Genomic DNA, 20,937 nt, shown 5'->3' with positions numbered 1-20,937 from the left:
CTGAGCGCCGCTCGCTGTTCAGTTGAACACGACGTGCCGTAGACCAGGGACAACGGCACTTCCACCGTGGACGGATCCGGCTTATGTCCGATCTGCGGGGCGACCGGCGCGATGCAGTCGGCGCGCAGGTGAAAGCCGTGGAGCGAGGACGGAGTGTCCGCGGGGCACCCTCTCCCGTTCGCGATGGTCGACTCGGCTGGCGACGAGGTGAAGCCGGTGACTCGCTACTCGCCGGATCTCATGATCACGGAGTTCGGTCCCGGATACGCATCTGGAGTGCTTCACGTTGCGCCGGGCTCAGGCGGTCCGGCCTCGTGGTGAAGGTGTATGTCTCGGGTCCGATGACCCGCAGGGCAAGGGGATCGGCGATGGCCGGTTGACGTTGGATCGCGTCCAAGGCGGCGGCGGCGCGGTCCACGGGCCAGTCGAGCGCGGCGGCCAGCGTACCGAGGCTGAGCGGTCGGCCGGCGTGCACGAGGGCGGCGAGAACGGTCAGCGCGTCGTACACGACGGTCTCGCCGAGGGTGCTGCCGCTCATCTGCTCGCTGAGCCGGGCGAAGAATTGGCCCATCTTGCCGAGTCGGGCGCCGGCGGTGGTGTCGGCGCCGAAGATCTCGATGCCCCGCTGTGCGGCGGTCGCGATCTCGCCGTGCGCGCTGGTGTCGGCCTGCCACGCGCGGAGCCAGACCTCGTCATCGATGACATATCGCTCGCGGCGACCACGGGAATCCGGTTGGCGCACTACCAGTTCCATGGCTTCGAGGTAGGCGATGGACTTGGATACCGACGCGGGGCTGACCTGTAACCGGCGCACCAAGTCGGCTGCCGTCAGTCCGCCGGCGTCTGCGGTCAGCAGGCAGACGAATACCCGGGAGGTCATCCGGGGCATTCCGGTCGCGGCCAAGACGGTCGCGAACTGGTCCACGAAACCGCGTACCAGCTCAGTCGGCTGCCCGTCGGTCACCGGCCCGGCGGGCCGGGCCTGCTTGCGTCGGCGGGCACGGTGGCCGGCGGCCTGTTGCGCGTCGTCGGCCAGGTAGGCGCCGGATGCGCGGTTGCGTGCGACCTCGCGACTGATCGTGGACGTCGGCCGGCCGAGCTGTCGGCCGATCTCGGCGTACCCGAGCCCGTCGGCCAGCCACGCCGCGATCTGCCTGCGGTCCTCATGGGTCAGCCTGCCTCCTGGCACGCGCACACCTCCTCTCTGTGCATTCATCAACAGTACATTGCAATGCCCGTCAGCTTCCGTTGCATTCATTCACAAATCTGTTGCAACGATTGCCTGTTTAACACGGATTATAGGGCGAATATCGTTGACTGATTAGGAAACGCAACGTAGCTTTTCCACATCTGAAAAGGAGGCAACAACGATGCACGTGATGGCCGTCTCAACCGTCTCGGACGAAGGCAAGTTCTGGAGTGGCCTGAAGAAGGCACACGCCTTGCTCCCCGAGGGCGCCAAGTGGAAGCTGGCGGTCGCCAGCAAAGACGGGGCCAAAGCGGTGAACCTCATCACCCACGACTCGATCGATGGTGTTCGCGACTTCTTCGAGACACACGCCGGCGCCTACGCCACAACGGAGTACTTCGAAGCGGACGCCGCGAACGCGGTCGGTCTTCCGCGATGACGATCGACGTGCCGCGGATCCAGGCCCGGGTCGCCGAACTCCTGGCGGAGTACGGCATCCCGAGCGCCGCGATCGGCGTGCTCCACGACGGCGCGATCGCCGAGCTCGCGGTCGGCGTCAAGAACGCGGAAACGCGGGAACCCGCGACCACGGACACCGTCTACCAGTGCGGCTCCATGACCAAGACGTGGACCGCGCTGGCGTTCATGCAGCTCGTCGACGAGGGAAAGGTCGATCTGGACGAGCCGGTGCGGACCTACCTGCCCGGTTTCACGGTGGCCGACCCCGAGGCAAGCGCCGAGGTCACCCCCCGCCACCTGCTGTGCCACACCAACGGCATCGAGGAGGCTTTCGGCGATCCCGGCGAAGACGACGACGTCTACGAGCGCATGATCGAGAACATCGCCGACGCGCCCCAGGTCTTCCCCCTGGGCCGAACCCACGGTTACAGCGCGGCGCTGGGTTACGCGATCCTCGCGCGGATCCTGGAAGTGCACGACGACAAACGCTGGGACGACGTCATGCGGGATCGCCTGTTCGACCCCATGGGCCTGACCAGCACGAACAGCCGGCGCGAGCAGGCGGACGAAACGCGGGTCGCGACCGGGCACCTGATCCGGTCGCTGGACGAGGGCCCCATCGTCACACCGGTGCACTACCTGCCGCGCGCCTTCGGCCCCGGCGGCAACATCACCTCGACGACCCGGGACGTGCTCACGATGGCGCACGTCTTCCTCACCGGCGGCACGGCGCCGAGCGGACAGCGCATCGTCTCGGCCGCAAGCATCCGGCAGGTGACGCGATCACGGGTGCCCGTACCGGATCCGTACCTGTTCGGGCCGGAATGGGCACTCGGCCTCATCGTGTGTGACTGGCACGGCGAAACCGTCTACGCGACCGATGGCAGCACGATCGGCCAGAACGCTCGGCTACGGCTGCTGCCGGACTCGAACACCGCCGTCGCGATGCTGACGAACGGGGGACCCCGGGAGAGCTTCTACCACAAGGTATTCAACGAGATACTGACCGACCTGGGCACGACCACCATCCCGGACCTGCCCGCACCCGACGCGACCCTGGATCTCGACCCTTCCAGGTACGTAGGCGTCTACGAGCGCCCCGGCGCACGGTACGAGGTCTCAGCCGAACGCGGACAGCTGTACCTGACCTTGGTTCTCGACCCGATGCAGGCACAGTTCCTCCAGAAACCGGACCGCATCAGATATGAGCTGCTCCCGGTGAGCGATACGCATTTCCTGATGCCGCCGGCGGATCCGTTGGAGGACACCCAGACGGTCTCGATCTACGACTTCACGAACGGCACCGCTCGATACCTCCACACCAACTGCCGGGTGAACCCACGAACAGGGTGACCGTGCGCACGGATTCCGCCGCCTCGCCCACCCGACCGATACATCGCAGGAGCTGTGTTGGCGAAACGGTGCCCACCCGCCCTGCGGTGCGGGCACCGCACATCTGTTCCGCGCGGTAGCGAGCCGGAACGGCGCTAGTCGAACGGGCCGATGCCGGTGAGTGGATTGCCGCCGTGCAGGTACCAATACGTGCCGACCGCGGCGGCGATGGCGAGCAGGAGCACGGTGAACGAGCCCATATGGGGCCGGGTGGCCCAGCCTCGCTTGACATCGAAGGAATAGCGTCCCGGGCCGGTCAAGATGATGACGGCGGCCGTACCCGCGAGAATGCTCTCCAGCTCGACCGCCCCGGGACCCGCCTTGTACTGGAACCCGGGGGCCATCCCCTGCTTCCAGGCCCAGGCGTCCAGGATGACCGCCAGCACCGCGCCCGCCGCCAGCGGTGTGGCCAGGCCGAGGATCAGCAGCGCGCCGCCACCGACTTCGCCGGCGATGACCAGGATGGTGGACAGCGTCGGGTGGTCCCAGCCACCGCGCTCCATCATTTCGCGGGTACCGTCCAGGCCGGGGCCGTGGAACCAGCCGGTGAGCTTCTGCAACCCGTGGTAGACGAACGTGCCGCCGACGACCAGGCGCAGCAGAAGCAAGCCTAAATCTAATGTGCCGCGGCGATTTTCGGCGGTGCGGCGGCGGCGCAATCCGCCGGTCTCGGTCGGCGGAGCCGCCGCGGGCGGGATGCTCGCGTAGTCGTAGGTGGGCACGGCCTTGGTCTCCGCCGTGGTCGGAACCTCCGGGTCGAGCCCGAGTTCGTCGTCGGTGCGGGGGACGTCCTTGCCCAGCCGTCGGCGCGCGGACGGATCCACCCGATGGAACTGCTCGGTGGGCGAGTCGAACGGGCTGCTCACTCCTCGACCGGTGGACGCCGCCACCGACTGCTCGGCCGTGGACGGCGCGGAGTCCTCGGCTAACGGAGGTGCGGGCGTGTCTTTCGCCTTGTCGGTCACGGCCACTACCCTAAGCCGCGCCGCGCTACCGCGGGCGAGTAAGCGGCACGGCGTGTCAGTGTGCGCGCAACACCCACCCGGAGGCGGCGCGCGCGGCGGTATTTCCGTAACGTCTGAGCTATGAGTTTGGTTGTCGTTGGCCGCCTCGCGGCGAGCTTGGCGCTCGGTGCCGCGCTGCTGGCCGGTTGCGCCCGGTTCGACGATTCGGCGTCCAGTCCGTTCACCCCGGAGCCGACGCTGCGGGGAGCCGACATCGACCCGAGGAAACCGAACCAGCCGCCCACCTCGACCACCCGGCCGAGCGGGCCCTGCATCGATCCGGACCCGGCGGTGGTCGCGACCTGCCTGGACACGACCGGCGGCCTGGTCACGCTCGGCGACAGCGCACTGGTCGCGGAACGCCGGACCGGGCGCATCCTCAAGGTGGCCCCGGAGCAGCCGCCGGTCGAGATCGCGCAACTGGACGTGGACGGCTCCACCGACGGCGGCCTGAGCGATATCGCCCTGTCCCCGACCTACCCTGAAGACGGGCTGATGTACGCCTACATCACCACTTCCAGCGACAACCGGGTGGTCCGCATCGCCGAGGGCGGCGCGCCGAAGGACATCCTCACGGGAATCCCCAAGGGCTCCAGCGGAAATCGTGGCGCGATCGATTTCACCTCGCCCGACCAGATGCTCGTGTTGACCGGCGACGCAGGCAACCCCTCAGCGGCCGCCTCCGCCGGCTCGCTCGCCGGCAAGCTGCTGCGGGTGAAATCGCTGGTACCCGGTCGCACGTCGTCGCCGGAAATCGCCGTCTCGGGGATCGGCACCGCGGGGGACGTGTGCCGGGACACCAAGGACAGCATCTGGATCACCGACCGCGTCGCCGCCGAGGACCGGCTGCAGCGCCTCGGCGGCGACGGTGTGGTCACCACCGCGTGGACCTGGCCCGATCGCCCCGGCGTCGCCGGTTGCGCCGCGGCCGTCGACGGTGTCGCGATCTCGCTGACCCGCGCGAAGGCCCTCGCCATCACGGCCGCCGACCCGAATACCCACGCGGTCACCGCGGCGCCGACACTGGTCGCCCAGGACAAATACGGCCAGCTCGGCGGCGCCGCGGTCGGCGCCGACGGCACCATCTGGGTGACCACGGTGAACAAGACCGACGGCCAGCCGGGACCGTTCGACGACCGCGTGGTGCGCATCCCACCGCCGCAGGCAGGCGGCGGCGGACCGGACTGATCCGGGACAGCGTAGGGGCCGACTCCAAGGGCCACTACGCCGAGCACGCCGAGAAGCCGCGTCCGGCGCCGAAGACGGCGGTGGCGGTGGCGGCTGCCGCGCCGCCGCGCAGGAGGGCGCGCCTGGCGTGGAGTCGGCCCCTACGAGCTATGTCAGGCCGCACGCTTGTCGAGCGAAGCGACGAGCTTTCAGCTACAGGCGGCGAGCACCAGCTCGCGGACGCGCGCCGCGTCGGCCTGGCCACGGGTGGCCTTCATGACGTCGCCGACGATCTTGCCCGCGGCCTGTACCTTGCCGGAGCGGATCTTGTCGGCGATGTCGGGGTTGGCGGCGAGCGCCTTCTCCACCTCGGCCTGCAGGGCGCTGTCGTCGCTGACCATGCCGAGACCCTTGGCCTCGACGATCTGCGCCGGGTCGCCCTCCCCCGCCAGCACGTAGTCGACGACCTGCTTGGCGACCTTGTTGTTGATGGTCTTCGCGTCGACCAGCTTGATCACCTCGGCGACCTGGGCGGGGGTGATCGGCAGCTCGTCGAGCTGGACGTCGCGCTCCTTGGCCTTCTCGGTGAGGTAGGCGACCCACCAGGAGCGCGCCTCGTTCGCCGGGGCGCCCGCGTCGACGGTCGCGATGATCAGGTCGAGCGCGCCCGCGTTGACCAGGTCGCGCATCACTTCGTCGGACAGGCCCCAGTCGGACTGGATGCGCGCGCGGCGCAGCCAGGGGTACTCGGGGATGGTGCCGCGCAGCTGCTCGACCCACTCGGCGTCGGGCGCGACGGGTTCCAGGTCGGGTTCGGGGAAGTAGCGGTAGTCCTCGGCGGTCTCCTTGCGCCGACCGGGCGAGGTGCTGCCGTCGGTCTCGTGGAAGTGGCGGGTCTCCTGCACGATCGTGCCGCCGCCCGCGAGCACCGCGGCCTGCCTGCGCATCTCGAAACGCACCGCGACCTCGACGCTGCGCAGCGAGTTGACGTTCTTGGTCTCCGTGCGGGTACCGAATTCGGCTGCGCCGATGGGCATCAGCGAGACGTTCGCGTCACAGCGCAGCGAGCCCTGCTCCATCTTCACGTCCGAGACGCCGAGCGACTTCAGCAGATCGCGCAGTGCCGTCACGTACGCCCGCGCCACCTCCGGCGCGCGCTCCCCCGCGCCGGTGATCGGCTTGGTGACGATCTCGATCAGCGGAACGCCCGCCCGGTTGTAGTCCAGCAGGGAGTGGCTCGCGCCGTGGATACGGCCGGTCGCGCCGCCGATGTGCACCGACTTGCCGGTGTCCTCCTCCATGTGCGCGCGCTCGATATCGACCCGGAAGGTGCTGCCGTCGTCGAGCAGCACATCCAGGTGCCCATCGGTGGCTATCGGCTCGTCGTACTGGCTGATCTGGTAGTTCTTCGGCTGGTCGGGGTAGAAGTAGTTCTTGCGCGCGAACCGGCCCCACGGGGTGATCGTGCAGTTCAGCGCCAGCCCGATCCGGATCGCCGACTCGACGGCCTTCTGATTCACCACCGGAAGCGAGCCGGGCAGACCGAGGCACACCGGGCAAACTTGGGTATTGGGCTGCGCGCCGAACTCGGTCGGGCAACCGCAGAACATCTTCGTCGCGGTGTTCAGCTCGACGTGGACCTCCATGCCGAGCACCGGCTCGAACCGGGCGATGACATCCGAGTAATCCATCAGATCGACCGTGGGTGCGCTCATGGCCATAAGTCTAAGTAAGCGTTCGCACCGCAGCGCAGCGGCTCTCGCGGCGCGCTGCTACTTCGCCGGAACCCGTTGCCGCAGCCAGCCGGTGACGTAGTCGAGCACCTCGGGCGCGATGGTTGTGTGGATGGAGCTGTACTCGTTGGGGCGGCCGGTCTCGGTGGGCTGCATCAGGTGGTTGAGACCGGGAAAGACGTGGACGGTCGCGTCCGGGTCGGCCGCGAGGTGGGCACGCATGGGCTGCTCGCTCTGGGCGGCGGGAACCTGGAGGTCCTTGCCGCCGAAGAACGCGAGCACCGGGATGCGCAAGGCGGCGAGGGCGGGCGCGGGATCGTAGGCGACGAGGGCGGCCAGATTGGGCGTGATCTGCGCGGCCGCCTCTTCGTCGGGCACGCGCTGATCGGCGGGCAGCGCCTGGTTCTGGCGGCGCGCCAGGTCCTTGGCGCCCGCCGAGTCGCCCGCTTTCAGCAGAGCGGCCAGCTCGCTGATCTCGCGCACCCGAGTGTCCACCTGGTCTGGGGGCGTGCCGTTCGCGGTCGCGATCAGGCGGGTTTGTTCTATGAGTATGTCCGAACCCGGCACGCCTGGTCCGGCCATCAGGATGGCGAACGCGACGCCGCTGTCCGGGCGCGCGGCGACCAGCGGCGCGAGGTAACCGCCCTCGCTGTGGCCGAAGAGCCCGATACGGCCCGGGTCGATGTCGGACCGGGCGCGCAGGAACCGGACGCCCGCGGCGGCATCCTCGGCCAGGTCCGTGTAGTTCGCGTCGTTCAGTGTGCCGGTGGTGCCGCCCACGCCGCGATCGTCGGTGCGCAGCACGGCATATCCCGCGCGGGTGAGGGTGTCGGCCAGCAGCAGGAAAGGCTTGTGGCTCATCAGTTCTTCGTTGCGGTCCTGCGGGCCGCTTCCGGTGATCATCAGAATGGCGGGGAACGGGCCCGCGCCCTGCGGCTCGGTCAGTGTGCCCGCGATGGTGATGTCGCCGTTGCGATAGGTGACGTCCTCGGACTTGTACGGATACGGCGGCTTCGGCTCCTGCGGGCGGGCCAGGGGTTCGACCTCGCCTCTGCTCAGCGCGAGCCGGAAGCTCTGGCCGGCCTGCGTGAAATCGCCGATGATCTCATCGGATCCGGACTCGTACCGGCCGCGGAACACCGGGTCGCCCGGGATGTCGGGAATCGCGAACGACACTCCGTTGCGATCGGAGCTGACGTCCTTCAGCTGCACGTCGGCCGCGCCCTGCACCGGGATATCGATGGTGGCCGTCCCGTCATCGCGAAAACTCACCCCGACCTGCAGCGGCTCACCAGGGACCTCGATGCCGCCGTGCCAGTCACCGGTGGTCGGCTCGGGCGGATTCGATTCGGAACACCCCGCCACCAGTGCGGCAATCACGAACAGAACCAACGTGATCAGTCGCCCACTGCGCATGCAATTCACAGTACCGACGATCCGAACCGGTTCGGGCTACTCGCCCCGCGCGTATCGCACCGCCGCGGCGACGGCGGCCATGTCGACCTCCAAGGCCGGGTCGCGTTCCTGCGCCTCACGAAACTCCAGCAGGGCGTCGTCAACGCTGGACTGCCTGGTGAGCCGCACGAGCTCGCGGCGCACGTACTCGCCGAGCGGGAGCCCGACCGAGCGAGCGCGGCGGCCCAAGACGCCGAGCGTCTCGATGGGCAAGTCGTAGCTCTCGACGAGCGCCACGGCATCCCCGTCGATCTCCGGCTCTACATCACGACCCTCGGACTCCAGGAACGTGACGACCGTGTCGTCGGCGGTCCGCCGTCGCGCCAGCGCGATCAACTCTTGGCGGATGTGTTCCGGCAGCGGGAGCCCAGCCGCGCGAGCACGGCGGCGCAGCACATCGAGGGTGGTGTCCGGCAGGTCGTTCACGTGCAGCTCGGCCATACCGGCCAGAGTAGCCCGGCGTGCGTACGGGCACGTCGAGGTGATTCTGATCGCTTGTGCGCCACGAAATCCAGCCCGGGCGGCGGCGTGTGCTACCCGAAGAACGCCTCCGCCTCGCGGTAGCGCTCGTCGGGGACGCGCTTGAGCTGCTTGGTGGCCTCGGCGAGCGGGACGAGGTCGATGGCGGTGCCGTGCAGTGCGACCATCTGACCGAAACGGCCCGCGTGCACCGCCTCGGCGGCGTGCAGGCCGAAACGGGTGGCCAGGACTCGGTCGTAGGGGGTCGGGCTGCCGCCGCGCTGGACGTGGCCCAGCACGGTGGTGCGGACCTCCTTGCCGATGCGGCGTTCGATCTCGACACCGAGTTGCTGGGCGACGCCGGTGAAACGCTCGTGGCCGAACTCGTCGATACCGCCCTCACGCAAGGTGAATCCAGAATCCGGGGCCGGATGCGAGCCCTCGGCGACGACGCAGATGAAATGCTTGTCGCCGCGCTGGAACCGGCGCTTGATCATGGTGCACACCTCGTCCACGTCGAACGGGACCTCCGGCACCAGGGTCAAGTGCGCGCCCGCCGCCATGCCCGCGTGAATCGCGATCCAGCCCGCGTGACGACCCATCACCTCGACGAGCATGACGCGCTGGTGCGACTCGGCGGTGGTGTGCAGCCGGTCGATCGCCTCGCTGGCGATGCTCAGCGCCGTGTCGTGGCCGAAAGTGACGTCGGTGCAGTCGATGTCGTTGTCGATGGTCTTCGGGACGCCGACCACCGGGACGCCCTCGTCGGACAGCCAGCTCGCGGCAGTGAGCGTGCCCTCGCCGCCGATCGGGATGAGCGCCTCGATGCCGTTGTCGTCCAGGGTCTGCTTGATCCGGCCGAGACTTGCGTGCAGCACGTCGGGGTTGGTGCGCGCGGTACCGAGGATGGTGCCGCCCTTGGTGAGGATGCGGTCGGTGCGATCGTCGTTCTGGATCTGGATCTTCCGGTCCTCCAATAGACCGCGCCAACCGTCCTCGAAGCCGACGATCGCGTCGCCGTAGCGGCCGTTCGCGGTGCGAACGACGGCCCGGATGACCGCGTTCAGTCCTGGGCAGTCTCCGCCTCCGGTCAAGACTCCGATGCGCATGGCCGCTATCTTGCCCTCCATGTCCGATCTCGGCAGCCCCGACCCCGTGAACGATGAGTAACAGTGACCTGGCCGAATGTCCTCACGCCGCCGGGCAGCGACCGCCGGGCAACTCGTCGAGATGCTGGGCGACGACGGCGGCCATCCGGTCCAGGACGTTCATGCCATCGCTGAACGACCCCGAATCGGGCCGCACCGCGATCGCGATGGCGATCTGGCCCTGGGGAACGCTGATGATCCCGAACTGGCGCACCAGGTAAGCGCCCGAGGGCTCTGGACCCCAACCGCCCTTGAATTCGGCTCCGCTGAATTCGCCGAGGCCCCAGCGCTGACTGGTTACGACCTGCTCCATCAGCGCGGTCACGCGTCCGGACTCGGCCAGGCAGGGCAGCCGCGAGGCGAACCGCACCTGGTCGATCAGCGTCCATTCGGCTTGCCCGAAGGCAGAGTGCTCGGGACGGGAACGGGTGGCGGGCACGACGGTCCTGGTGTCACCGCCTTCGCGGAGCACCGCCTGCACGGCCTGGGCCGCCTCCTGCGGGCTGCCGAGAGATTGCCACAGCGTCTCGGCGGCGGAGTTGTCGGAGGCGGTGATCGCCGCCGACGCGGCATAGTTCGAGCTCGGATTGCGGCGCAGCGCGGCGACAGTCAACGGCACCTTCATCGTCGACCAGGCCGGACCGCCGGTCCACTGGCCGAAGGTCACCGGCTGATCGCCGCCGACCGGCATCACCGCCATCCCGAGCTGCCCGCGCACACCTGCCTCGAGTTCCGCGAAACTCGCGGCCAGCGTGCCCGGCACGATGAGGGACAGACCCTTTTGATCGGTCCGCGCCGCGGCCTCGGTGATGGTCGGCTCACTCGTCGCTGGATCTTCGGCGCGGTCGGTCCCGCATCCCGCGACAACACACGCGACAAGCGCCGCGCAGCCCAGGACTTTTCGAGCTTTCCGGAATTGATCAGTAGACATACACCACCGCGTTTTCACCGCCACTGCATGTGACGAGCAGACCTTCGGTCTGGCAATTCATCGGGTAGGTCCGGCCGGTGACCGGACTCGTCGCGAGCACCGTGCGCGGTGCGTCGCGAGCTGTGTTCTGGGCCGTGCCGATTTCGGCATAGACCCTGCGCACCTCTTCGGCGAACGCGCAGCTGGTTACGGCGGTACCTGCCGCCGATTGGGTGAACGCCCCCGCGACCGCTTGGCCCTGGCCGCACGGTTTGGCCCCCGCGGGCAGCGTGACCGGTGTCGGCTTGGCCGAGGTGGAAGCGGCGGAGGACGTCGACGGGCTGCTCGACGGACGGGCAGTGGACTGCCCAGCCGGAGTCCGGGCGTCGGACTGCCGTTCGGCGGAGGCGGTCTCGACGCCGCCGGAGCCGAGCGACTGCCAGGCGATCGCGCCGCCGACGGCCACCACGACGATGGCGAGCACGGCGACCATGATGGGCAGTGCGATGGAGCGTCCTGGGCGCGACGAAGAGTAAGCGGCGTCGTCGTAGTCGTCGTGACCGTACTCGGGGTCGTCGCGACGCTGCGGGTAGTCGCCCTGTGGCTGGTAATCGCCGTGCGACTGGTCGTCGGCATGCGCCGGATAGTCGCCCCGCGGCGGATAGTGAGCACCCGCCGAATAGTCGCTTTCCGGCGGGTAGTCGGTACGCGCCGGATAGTCGCCGTGCGGCGGGTAATCGGTGCGGGTCGCGTAGCCGTCTTCCCTCGCGCGTGCCGGGGCCAGGTATTCGGTCGGCGCTGCGGAGTCCTGCGTGACCGGATGTGCGGACGCGTCCCCGCGGTAACCGGTCAGGTATCCGCCATCCGGATCTTGCCTGGTCTCCGGATAGTTCCCGGCCCCGGGATGCGGCGGAGTCTCGGCGAACGCGGAAAAGGCGGGTGTCTGCGAATACGCCTGTGGGGGCTCGAAGTTCTCGCTCGATGCGTTATCGGCATAACTCTCCGGATACGCCTGCGCCGGCGGCGCCGAATGCCCCTGGGCCTGCGCGTATCCCGTCGACTCCAGATATGCCTCTGTCTCGGGATACAGATGCGCGTCCGGGAAGGGACGCATCGGAGGCAGGCCCCCCTTGGGTGGGTGCGGCGCACGCGGCGCCAACAGCGTCGGCGGCGGTTCGTCCGCCGACGGGAGCGGCGTGAACTGGGTTTCCGTCGGCCGCACCACCGTCGGTGCGCTGGGACGGATCACCGACAGCTCGCCTGTCGATTCCGGCGGAACCGCCGCACCACTCGCGGTCGGCTCACCGGCACGCTGGGCCCGGTCGGGCGCGCGCACCACGAGCATCGGCCCGGTGGACGGCGCCGGGGCGAGAGCGGCTCGGGCGGCGCCGGCCAGGGCGCTCGCGGTCGGGTAGCGGTCGTCCGGGTCCTTGGCCATGCCGCGGTTGATCACCGCGTCCAATGCGGGCGGAATGCCGTGCGCCTGCGCGCTCGGTCGCGGCGGCGGATCGGAAAGATGCGACTTGATCAGCACATTCATGCTGGCCGCCGGAAACGGCGTTGCTCCGGTCAGGCATTCGTGCAGCACACAGGCCAGCGAGTAGACATCGGCGCGCCCGGTCACCAGCCCCACGTCGAAACGTTCCGGGGCCATGTAGATATACGAGCCGATGGCCATGCCGACCAGCGTCACCGCGCTGTCGCCCTCGGTGTGCGCGATCCCGAAATCGGCGAGATACGCGAAATCCGCGTCCGTGACCAGGATGTTCGCCGGCTTCACGTCGCGGTGCACCAGGTCGACCGCATGCGCGGCGTCCAGCGCCGAGGCGATCTGTTCGATGATGCCCACCGCGCGAGCGGGACTCAGCGGCCCCTGGCCGCGCAGGAGGGTACGCAGGTCCACGCCCTGCACCAGCTGCATATCGATGAACAGCACACCGTCGATCACGCCCCAGTCGTGGATGGGGATGACGTGCGGTTCGGCCACCCGGGCGGCGGCCTGCGACTCGCGCCGGAATCGCACCTGGTACATCGGGTCTTTGGCGAGTTCTTCCGACAACAGCTTGACCGCGACCGCCCGGTCCTTCAGCGTGTCGTAGGCCTCGTAGACCTCCCCCATTCCTCCCTTGCCCAGCAACGACCGCAGTTCATACGGCCCGAACCGCGTTCCGGTTCTCGGCCCAGGTTCCTGCACCCGTCCATCCTCCACATCCCGAGCAAGGATCGCACACCAAAGATCACGCGGTCCGCGACCGGAGCCTGCCCGTCAAAGAATGGATTCTCCGGGTGTCACCACCCCGTGGTCAAACGCAAACACGATAGCCGCGGCCCGATCCCGGAGCTCGAGTTTGCCGAAAATATGTCCGACATGGCTTTTCACGGTCACTTCCGAGATACCGAGTTCGCGAGCGATTTCCGCGTTCACCCGGCCGCGACCGATCAATTCGAGCACCTCGTACTCGCGGGCGGTCAGTTCGGACAGCCGAGCATCGGAGCGAGTGTTCACCGGGCGAACCGTGCGGTAGGCCGAGAGCACACGACCGGTGACCGACGGATCGAGCCAGGCTCCGCCGCCTGCCACCATCCGGACCGCGCGGATGAGGTCCTCGGCGGGTGAGTCCTTGAGGATGAATCCGGCGGCACCGGCGCGCAGCGCGCCGGACAGCAACTGGTCGTCGTCGAAGGTGGTGAGCACCAGCACCGGCGGTGCGCCGTCACGCGCCCGCAGCATCCGGGTGGCGTCGATACCGCCGACACGCTTCATGCGCAGATCCATCAGCACCACGTCGGGGTGGAACTCCGCGACAGCGGCGGGCACCTCGTCCCCGTCGGCGCACTCGGTCACCACGAATCCGTCGCGTCGGCGCAGGATACGCCGCAGGCCACCGCGCACGAGCTCCTGATCGTCCACCACCAGCACGGTCACCGCGGCTTCCCCGCTCGCGGGCGATGTCACACTCACGCCTCCGCCTCGCCGACGTTCGACTCCACCGTGCGCGACCGCGCGCGGTGCCCTCGGTTCACTCGCTGTCGCTCGCTCACGCACCCTCCCGTGCTGTCGTCCCGGCGCCGGGCAGTATCGAGCAGGAGAATCCGCCGCGACCGGGCGCGAGCGGAATGCCTGCCCGCACCGACCAGCCGTGGTCGGACGGGCCGACCGTCATCCGGCCGCCGAGCAATTCCGCGCGCTGCCGCATGCCGGAGACGCCCATTCCCGCGCCGCGTTGCGGCGGCAGCCCGGCGGGCAGAGTGTTGTGCACCGTCAGCGTCACCATGGTGTCGTCCACCGCGAGTCGTACCGAGGCGGACGCGCCGTGCGCGTGTTTGACGACGTTCGCCAGCGACTCCTGGCCGATTCGGTACAGCGCCAGCCCGACCGCGGGCGATACCGCGCCGAGGTCGCCGTCGTGTTCGTAGCGCACGTCCAACCCGGCCCGCACGAAGTCGCCGACCAAGTCCGTGATGTCCTCCACACCCGGTTCCGGGACCTGCTTCCATGGCCGCGCGTCGAGCAGGCCGACCGTGCGGCGGATGTCGGCCATGGCCTGCCTGCCGAGTCGCTCGGCATCGGTCAGCGCCTCCACGGCCTCGTCCACATCGCGGTCGGCCTGCAGCGCGTGCCGCGCGGCGGTGAGATGCAGCAGGGTGACGCTCAGCGAGTGCGCGATCACGTCGTGCACCTCGCGGGCGATCCGGTGGCGCTCCTCGTCGGCGGCCTGCGCCGCGCGGATGTCCTGGTAGTCGCGTTCCTGGTAGAGGAAGCGGCGCTGATACTGCATCATCAGCCCCGCCATCCAGCCGAACGCGATACCGACCAAGTAGGTCGGTAGTCCCTCCAGTGCGTGGCCGATCGCGTTGAACGCGCCCAGCTGCAGCATCATCGCCACCGTGACCGGAACGCTCACCCGCTTCGGCGCGATCGCCGCGATCTCGCCCGCGGCGGCCACCAGCACGAACGGCGCGAAGTCGCCGCTGACCGGTTGGACGAGGAACAACGCTTCCGCGGACATGGCCAGCACACCGAGCAGCAACGGGCGCGGCATCACGCCGAGGAACGCGTACAGCGGGCCGAAGGCATAGGTCAGCAGCACCGCGATAATCGGAAGCACGGTCGGGAAGTAGTCGTGCCGCTGCACCGCGGCCGCGATCGCGACGACGAGCACGGCGAGATCGATACTGATGATGACCGACGGTGGATAGTCGAACGGCAACTGCTCGACCTTGCGCCGGAACGCCGCCACCGGATCGCGCACGAACTCGACGCACCGCTGCCTGGTGCGCCGCAGCGCGGCGCGCACGCGCCCGGTACGCGGCGTACCGGGAGGTGCTTCGGTTACGCCGGTCACACCCATTCTGTAAGGCTAGCCGCCGCCCGCGGGCCGGTACATCGTCCCGCGAGCGGGCCGCTACTCCTACCGTGGTCGGAGACGCATGCGGGTCCCTGGCACGACGACAACAAGGTGTCGCGTCCGTAGCGTGAGCGGTAGTTCACCGACGGAAGGCAAAGGCCATGTCCTGGATCGATCAACACGCTCGAACCGACATCGTGCACACCGTGCTCAGCCGTGCGGCGATCGATCCGACCAGTCCCGATCTGTTCGCGGGCATCCCCGATCTGGAGCGGCTGTTCGGCGGCGCGGAAGGACTGCTGCTCACGTTGCGCTACCGGTGGAACATCCACATCGACGCGAAACTCGAGCTGGGGCTCACGGAGGTCGAGGCCTACCTCGAGCTGGCCGCCGAACAGCCGGTGCTGCGGGCGGTGCTCGACGCACAGTATCGTCGCCGCCACCACGCGTCGGAGGCCATGGCGCGATAACGCGCGAGGAACGAAGAGTTTTGATCGACCGAACGGAGCGGGGGACAACGATGTCGGAAACGGCCATGCTGGAACTATCGGGTGTGACCAAGGAGTACCGGGTCGGCGGCCAGACCGTCCGCGCGCTCGACGGCGTCGGCTTGCGCATCGAGGCTGGTGAGTTCACCTCGATCATCGGGCCGTCCGGTTCCGGCAAGAGCACCCTGCTGCACCTGCTCGGCGCGCTGGACAGTCCCGACGCGGGCTCGATCCGGTTCCGGGGGGAGGAGATCGGCGCCCTCGACGAGGAACAGCAGTCGCGGTTCCGGCGCCACCAGGTCGGTTTCGTCTTCCAGTTCTTCAACCTGCTGCCCACGCTGTCCGCGTGGGAGAACGTGGCGATTCCGAAACTGTTGGACGGCACCGGTTTGCGCAAGGCCAAGCCGCGCGCGCTGGAGCTGCTCGACCGGGTCGGCCTCGGCGAGCGGGCCGAACACCGGCCCGCCGAGCTGTCCGGCGGCCAGATGCAACGTGTCGCGGTGGCGCGAGCGCTGATCATGGATCCGCCGCTGATCCTGGCCGACGAACCCACCGGAAACCTGGATTCCAAGACCGGCGCCGCCATTCTCGAATTGCTCGGGGAGATCGCCGGCTCCGGCAACTCGGTGGTGATGGTGACCCACGACATGAGCGCGGTGACCTACTGCGATCGGGTGATCACCCTGCGCGACGGCTTGATCGGCTCCAACGACAAGGTCGAGCGGACGGTCAACGCGTGAGCGGTCAGGCCCGGAGGAGGCAGCGAAGCGTGACCACGCAGGGCCCCGCTCACGCGAGAAAGGACACCACGTGATCGGCGCCGCGTGGGACCGCCTGCGGCTGTTCAACATCGGCGAGCTGCTCGCCCATCGCGGCCGCACGCTGATGTCACTGGTCGTGCTGGGTGTTTCGGCGTCGCTGCTGGTCGCGGTGCTGAGCATCTCCGGATCGGTGACCGGTTCGGTGGACAAGCTGACCCGAGGACTCGGCGGCAAGGCGCAGTTGGAGGTCACCGGGATCACCGACGCGGGTTTCGACCAGCAACTGCTGCCTCGGATCGCGAACACTCCCGGTGTCGCGGTGGCGGTGCCGATGTTGCGTGTGCAGATCGGCACCGGCGCCGACCGCGCGCTGCTGATCGGCGCCGACTCGACCATCGGCGCGCTGGGCAGCGAATTGACCGCTCCGATGAGCGCTTCGGCGGGAAAGCTGCTGTCGGTGTCGAATGGGGTGCTGGTCGGCGCCGCGCTCGGTCGCTCCGCGGGCGAGCGGTTCACCCTGGGCGACACCACGGTCACGGTCGCGGACGTCCTCGACGAGCAGACGTCGGGGAAACTCAACGGCGGGCATCTCATCGCGGCCCCGCTCGGGCTCGCGCAGAAGATCACCGACCGGACCGGGCGGCTGGACTCGGTGCAGATCGTTCCTGCCGACGGCGCGGACCTCGGGGAGCTGCGCGCGGCGCTGACCGCGGCGGTGGACGGTCGCGCGGTGGTGGCCGAGCCGAGCCTGCGCACCGCGCAGGCGGGCGGCGCGGTGCAGATCGTCCGGTACTCCACGGCGATGGCCTCGGCCGCCGCGCTGATCGTGTCGGCATTCCTCATCTACAACGCGATGAGCATGGCGATCGCCCAGCGCAGGCCCATGCTGTCGCTGCTGCGCGCCATCGGCGGCAAACGCGGGCCGATGGTGCGCGATCTACTGGCCGAAGCGGCGCTGCTCGGCGTGCTCGGCGGTGCGGTCGGCGCGGCGCTGGGTGTCTTCATGGGCCGTGTCGCGATCGGCGCCCTGCCCACCGCGATCGTGGAGTCGGTCGAGGCGCGCACCGAATACCTGCTGCCCTGGTACGTGATTCCGTTCGCGGTCGCAGCGTGCGTGTTCACCAGTGTGCTCGCGGCGGCCCTCGCCGCGCGCCAGGTGTACAAGGTCCGGCCCATCGAGGCGCTGGCTCCGGTGGGGGTCGGCCGAACGGATACGGCGAGCCCGCTGTTGCGCCGGCTCGCCGTCGCGCTGGGCGCCGGACTGGTCGGCGCCGCGGTGCTGATCGCGGGCAGCGACATCGGCCGCTATTCGCTGACCGCCATCTCGATCTCGTTCGTCGCCGCCATCCTGTTGTGTTTCGGCGCCACCGTTCCGATCGTGCGGGCGGCCGCCGCGATCGCACGCTGTTTCCGTGCCCCCGGCGCGCTCGGTGCGACCACACTGGAACGTGCGCCTCGGCGGGTATGGGCTACGGCCATGACGGTGATGATCGGCGTCGGCGCGACCGTCGGCATGAGCGGCGCCTCGAGCAACATGATCGATTCGGCCGCGGTGACTTTCACGGATCTGGCCCGCAACGACGTCTACGTCAGCCCGGCCTCGATGGCCCAGTTCCCGACCGGCCCGCTGCTGCCCGCCGATCTGCGGGACGAGCTCGCGGCCGTGCCCGGCGTCGCGCACCTCAGCCCGGCGCAGATGGCTTTCGCCACGCTCGGCAGCACTCGCGTGATGCTGCAAGGATTTCCGCCGGATGCCCGCGAAACCCGCATGCGGATGCTCACCGACGAGTCCGTCGCCCGGCTGTCGGCCGGGGAGGGCGTCGCGATCTCCCGTGACGTGGCGCGCTCGCTGGGCATCGGCGCGGGCGCCGAACTGACCCTGCCGACGCCAACCGGCCCGCGCACCGTGCGAGTGCTGCAAGTGATCCCGTATTTCTCGGCGATCGCGGGCGTGGTGATGATGGACCTCGACCTGATGCGCAGCTGGTACGAGCGGCCCGGCGAGACGGTCATCGCGGTCGATATCGAGCCCGGCGCCGATCGCGCGGCGGTGCTCGCCGCTATCCGCCGGGTGGTGCCACCGGAACTGAACGTCGACACCGGGGCGGATACGGTGGTCATGGCCTCGTCGAGCATTCGGCAAGGAGCAGTGCTGAGCAATGCCATCCTCTGGATCGTGGTGCTGGTGGCCACGGTCGCGTTGCTCAACACGTTGATGCTCTCGGTGCTGGAACGCCGCAGGGAACTCGGGGTGTTGCGCGCCATGGGCACCGGGCGCAAGTTCCTGATGCGTTCGGTGCTTGCCGAGGCGGCGGGCATCGGAATCGTCGGCGCGGTACTGGGTTTGCTTCTCGGCGGCTTGGTGCAGTATTTGGCCTCGGTCGCGATGGGACATGCCTTGACCATCGACGTGGCCTATCAGCCGAGCCCGATAGTGCTGGTCTACGGCATGATCGCGCTGGCGCTGGCGCTGCTCGGGTCGATTCCGCCCGCATTGCGGGCGGCCCGGCTGCCCATCGTGGAGGCGCTCGCGGTCGACTGAGCTCGTTACAGTGGCAGGTCGGCGAACCAGCCCCTGAATTCGGCGGTGGGTATGCCGAACCCGGAGGTCGGCATGCTGTCGGTGAGGGTCACCGTGGCGAACAGCAGGTAGCTGGATCGGGCCGGATCGTCCTGGAAATCGACGACCAGGAACCCGTCGGGCAAGCCACTGCCGGACTGCCACCGGTAGGTCGAATACGACTTGCCGTTGTTGCGTTCGGTCGCACGGGTGTTGGACGGCAGGTCGCGCACCGCCGCCTGTGCGTCCTGCGGCGATCTGAAGGCGATGAGGACGTAATCGGGTTCGTTGATCGGCGTGCCCCAGCAATTCCAGGCCGTTTCCCAGTTGGGGAAGTCGGGCACACCGTCGGCGCTCGACACTTTGCGACCCGGCTCCGCAGTGTCGAGAAAGCAGGTTTTGTCCCGGTATCCCGGGCCGGAGCCGAAGTTGTACTTCGTGTCCACGTCTTGCGGCAACAGGTTCGGGAACGCCTTGGCGAGGGTGTCGGCGTCGGTCGGTCCGGGGGGTTCTTTGGTACCGAGGTCGAGCGGAGACGCGGAATTCGAGAATCCGACCTTCGCCACGACAATGCCGATGCCGACGAACAGCGCCAAGACGATCAGCACGATGGTCACGATCAGACCGGTAGAGGAACGGCGTTCGGGGCGATACCCGGGTGGCTGATGGGGTGCGTAGCCCATCGGCGGTGGCATACTCGGCGGAATCGGCTGTGCTGCAGGGTAATTCGTTGAGGCTGCCGGATAACCGGGTTGCTGTGGTGCCGCCGAGTAACTCTGCGGCGCTACCGCGGAGGCTCCGGACACCGGGAGCTGTTGTCCGGCGGCCGGATTCGTGGCGTATTGCGGCGGCGCGGTGTAGCCGGGACCGGAGGCCGCGGCGACGTATGTCGGCGAACTCGCCTCCGGCGCGGGATAGGCCGGACTCGACGGCTGCGCGATGACAGTGGGCGCCGGTTGCGGCTGGTACTGCGACGCCACGATCGTCGGCGCGGGCCCGGCCAGCGCTCGCCGTGCGGCCGTGGCGAAGTCGATGCAGGACGCGTACCGGTCATCGGGCCGCTTCGCCATCGCCTTCGCGATCACCGGGTCGAGCGCGGCCGACAGCCCGGCGCGCCTGGCCGCGACCGACGGGGGCGGCAGCTGGAGATGGCCGCGGATGATCTCGGCCGGAGCGGGCGCGTCGAACGGGGCGACGCCGGTCAGCAACCAGTACAGCGCGCACGCCAGCGAGTACTGGTCGGAGCGGTGGTCCAGGTGCGCGCCGGTCATCTGTTCCGGCGAGGCATAGGCGAGCGTCGCGGTGAACATGCCGGTCTGCGTCAGGTGGGTGGAATCCTCCCGCAGCCGGGCGATGCCGAAGTCGGTGAGGAAGACCCGTTCGCCGTGCCCGCCCACCGCGCGGGCCAGCATGATGTTGGCGGGCTTGACGTCCCGGTGCAGCACGCCCATACCGTGTGCGTAATCCAGTGCGGCGGCGACGCCTTCGATGATCTGCACGGCCCGTTCCGGCGGGAGGGTCTGCGGGTTCACCGTCGCGGCGTCCACGCCGTCGACGTACTGCATGGAGATCCACAGCTGCTCGTCCTCGGTGCCGCGGTCGTACACCGCGACGATGTTCGGATGATCCAGCTGTGCGGCCAGGTCCGCCTCGCGCTCGAACCGCGCCCGGACCTCGGCGTCGGCGAACAGCTCGCGGTTGAGCAGCTTGAGCGCCGTCTGCCGAGGCAGTCTCGGGTGACGGGCCAGGTACACCGATCCCATGCCGCCCTGGCCGAGCAGCTTCTCTATGGTGAACCCGGCGAACACCGCACCGCTGTCGAGCAACACGCCCCCTTCAGGTGACCACGGCCGGACGCGGACG

The 20,937-nt window shown here is 68.9% G+C and carries 17 protein-coding genes; 6 read left to right on the top strand and 11 right to left on the bottom strand.

Translation table 11 applies throughout. The features are described 5' to 3' along the window. Positions 1-244 precede the first annotated feature (244 nt). The gene (locus OHA40_RS24685; RefSeq protein ID WP_330229263.1) at positions 245-1,189 is read right to left on the bottom strand and encodes a GbsR/MarR family transcriptional regulator; all 945 of its coding nucleotides are present in this window, start codon (positions 1,187-1,189) and stop codon (positions 245-247) included. 190 nt (positions 1,190-1,379) lie between these two features. On the opposite strand from OHA40_RS24685, the gene OHA40_RS24680 reads away from it, so the two are divergent. Together OHA40_RS24680 and OHA40_RS24675 are read left to right on the top strand one after the other, a co-directional pair. Next, on the top strand, positions 1,380-1,628 hold the full coding sequence (locus tag OHA40_RS24680; protein ID WP_330229262.1) for a hypothetical protein: 249 nt from the start codon (positions 1,380-1,382) through the stop codon (positions 1,626-1,628). After that, positions 1,625-3,001 carry a serine hydrolase gene (locus OHA40_RS24675; RefSeq protein ID WP_330229261.1) on the top strand — a complete coding sequence of 459 codons (1,377 nt, stop codon included), beginning with the start codon at positions 1,625-1,627 and terminating at the stop codon, positions 2,999-3,001. The genes OHA40_RS24680 and OHA40_RS24675 overlap by 4 nt, the downstream gene beginning before the upstream one ends. A gap of 134 nt (positions 3,002-3,135) precedes the next feature. On the opposite strand, the gene OHA40_RS24670 is transcribed toward OHA40_RS24675, so the two are convergent. Beyond that, entirely contained in the window at positions 3,136-4,005 is an 870-nt protein-coding gene (locus tag OHA40_RS24670; protein WP_330229260.1) for a DoxX family protein, read from the bottom strand. Between the two features lie 120 nt (positions 4,006-4,125). Between OHA40_RS24670 and OHA40_RS24665 the strand changes: the two genes are divergently transcribed. After that, entirely contained in the window at positions 4,126-5,232 is a 1,107-nt protein-coding gene (locus tag OHA40_RS24665; protein WP_330229259.1) for a PQQ-dependent sugar dehydrogenase, read from the top strand. Positions 5,233-5,420: 188 nt separating this feature from the next. Here OHA40_RS24665 and gatB read toward each other — a convergent pair whose 3' ends face one another. From gatB to OHA40_RS24625, 8 genes are all read right to left on the bottom strand, one after another. Beyond that, a complete protein-coding gene (gene gatB / locus OHA40_RS24660; protein WP_330229258.1) occupies positions 5,421-6,926 on the bottom strand; it encodes an Asp-tRNA(Asn)/Glu-tRNA(Gln) amidotransferase subunit GatB in 1,506 nt (501 codons plus the stop codon). Positions 6,927-6,983: 57 nt separating this feature from the next. Next, entirely contained in the window at positions 6,984-8,360 is a 1,377-nt protein-coding gene (locus tag OHA40_RS24655) for an alpha/beta hydrolase family protein (protein WP_330229257.1), read from the bottom strand. Positions 8,361-8,396: 36 nt separating this feature from the next. Beyond that, positions 8,397-8,840 (bottom strand): hypothetical protein, encoded by a 444-nt coding sequence (locus OHA40_RS24650; RefSeq protein ID WP_330229256.1) that lies wholly within the window; start codon positions 8,838-8,840, stop codon positions 8,397-8,399. Between the two features lie 92 nt (positions 8,841-8,932). Further along, a complete protein-coding gene (locus OHA40_RS24645) occupies positions 8,933-9,967 on the bottom strand; it encodes an ATP-dependent 6-phosphofructokinase (RefSeq protein ID WP_330229255.1) in 1,035 nt (344 codons plus the stop codon). An 82-nt stretch (positions 9,968-10,049) separates the two neighbouring features. After that, on the bottom strand, positions 10,050-10,937 hold the full coding sequence (locus OHA40_RS24640; RefSeq protein WP_330229254.1) for a hypothetical protein: 888 nt from the start codon (positions 10,935-10,937) through the stop codon (positions 10,050-10,052). Next, complete coding sequence (locus OHA40_RS34775) at positions 10,927-13,110, bottom strand: protein kinase domain-containing protein (protein ID WP_442943808.1); 2,184 nt, start codon at positions 13,108-13,110, stop codon at positions 10,927-10,929. Before OHA40_RS34775 ends, OHA40_RS24640 begins: the two co-directional genes overlap by 11 nt. A 72-nt stretch (positions 13,111-13,182) precedes the next feature. Next, a complete protein-coding gene (locus OHA40_RS24630) occupies positions 13,183-13,836 on the bottom strand; it encodes a response regulator transcription factor (protein ID WP_330234352.1) in 654 nt (217 codons plus the stop codon). Positions 13,837-13,954: 118 nt separating this feature from the next. Further along, positions 13,955-15,268 (bottom strand): sensor histidine kinase, encoded by a 1,314-nt coding sequence (locus OHA40_RS24625; protein ID WP_330229253.1) that lies wholly within the window; start codon positions 15,266-15,268, stop codon positions 13,955-13,957. A 158-nt stretch (positions 15,269-15,426) separates the two neighbouring features. Here OHA40_RS24625 and OHA40_RS24620 point away from each other — a divergent pair, with 158 nt between their 5' ends. The 3 genes from OHA40_RS24620 (at position 15,427) to OHA40_RS24610 (ending at position 19,056) form a co-directional block, all read left to right on the top strand. After that, positions 15,427-15,735 carry a hypothetical protein gene (locus tag OHA40_RS24620; RefSeq protein ID WP_330229252.1) on the top strand — a complete coding sequence of 103 codons (309 nt, stop codon included), beginning with the start codon at positions 15,427-15,429 and terminating at the stop codon, positions 15,733-15,735. A 50-nt stretch (positions 15,736-15,785) separates the two neighbouring features. After that, positions 15,786-16,493, top strand: a complete 708-nt coding sequence (locus OHA40_RS24615) for an ABC transporter ATP-binding protein (RefSeq protein WP_330229251.1) — start codon at positions 15,786-15,788, stop codon at positions 16,491-16,493. 70 nt (positions 16,494-16,563) lie between these two features. Continuing rightward, the gene (locus OHA40_RS24610) at positions 16,564-19,056 is read left to right on the top strand and encodes an FtsX-like permease family protein (protein WP_330229250.1); all 2,493 of its coding nucleotides are present in this window, start codon (positions 16,564-16,566) and stop codon (positions 19,054-19,056) included. A 5-nt stretch (positions 19,057-19,061) separates the two neighbouring features. On the opposite strand, the gene OHA40_RS24605 is transcribed toward OHA40_RS24610, so the two are convergent. Then, the gene (locus tag OHA40_RS24605) at positions 19,062-20,903 is read right to left on the bottom strand and encodes a serine/threonine-protein kinase (RefSeq protein WP_330229249.1); all 1,842 of its coding nucleotides are present in this window, start codon (positions 20,901-20,903) and stop codon (positions 19,062-19,064) included. Positions 20,904-20,937 lie beyond the last annotated feature (34 nt).

It is taken from the genome of Nocardia sp. NBC_00508 (genome assembly GCF_036346875.1).
In the GTDB taxonomy this organism is placed as follows: Bacteria; Actinomycetota; Actinomycetes; order Mycobacteriales; family Mycobacteriaceae; genus Nocardia.
This window is presented reverse-complemented; position numbering and strand designations above follow the sequence as displayed.

What these genes read in the sequence shown, in the direction of transcription:
- OHA40_RS24625 (WP_330229253.1), bottom strand. Translation starts at nt 15,268, where the DNA reads ATGGGTGTGACCGGCGTAACCGAAGCACCTCCCGGTACGCCGCGTACC.
- OHA40_RS24615 (WP_330229251.1), top strand. Translation starts at nt 15,786, where the DNA reads ATGTCGGAAACGGCCATGCTGGAACTATCGGGTGTGACCAAGGAGTAC.
- OHA40_RS24655 (WP_330229257.1), bottom strand. Translation starts at nt 8,360, where the DNA reads ATGCGCAGTGGGCGACTGATCACGTTGGTTCTGTTCGTGATTGCCGCA.
- OHA40_RS24645 (WP_330229255.1), bottom strand. Translation starts at nt 9,967, where the DNA reads ATGCGCATCGGAGTCTTGACCGGAGGCGGAGACTGCCCAGGACTGAAC.
- OHA40_RS24665 (WP_330229259.1), top strand. Translation starts at nt 4,126, where the DNA reads ATGAGTTTGGTTGTCGTTGGCCGCCTCGCGGCGAGCTTGGCGCTCGGT.
- OHA40_RS24650 (WP_330229256.1), bottom strand. Translation starts at nt 8,840, where the DNA reads ATGGCCGAGCTGCACGTGAACGACCTGCCGGACACCACCCTCGATGTG.
- OHA40_RS24640 (WP_330229254.1), bottom strand. Translation starts at nt 10,937, where the DNA reads ATGTCTACTGATCAATTCCGGAAAGCTCGAAAAGTCCTGGGCTGCGCG.
- OHA40_RS24680 (WP_330229262.1), top strand. Translation starts at nt 1,380, where the DNA reads ATGGCCGTCTCAACCGTCTCGGACGAAGGCAAGTTCTGGAGTGGCCTG.
- OHA40_RS24620 (WP_330229252.1), top strand. Translation starts at nt 15,427, where the DNA reads ATGTCCTGGATCGATCAACACGCTCGAACCGACATCGTGCACACCGTG.
- gatB (WP_330229258.1), bottom strand. Translation starts at nt 6,926, where the DNA reads ATGAGCGCACCCACGGTCGATCTGATGGATTACTCGGATGTCATCGCC.
- OHA40_RS24675 (WP_330229261.1), top strand. Translation starts at nt 1,625, where the DNA reads ATGACGATCGACGTGCCGCGGATCCAGGCCCGGGTCGCCGAACTCCTG.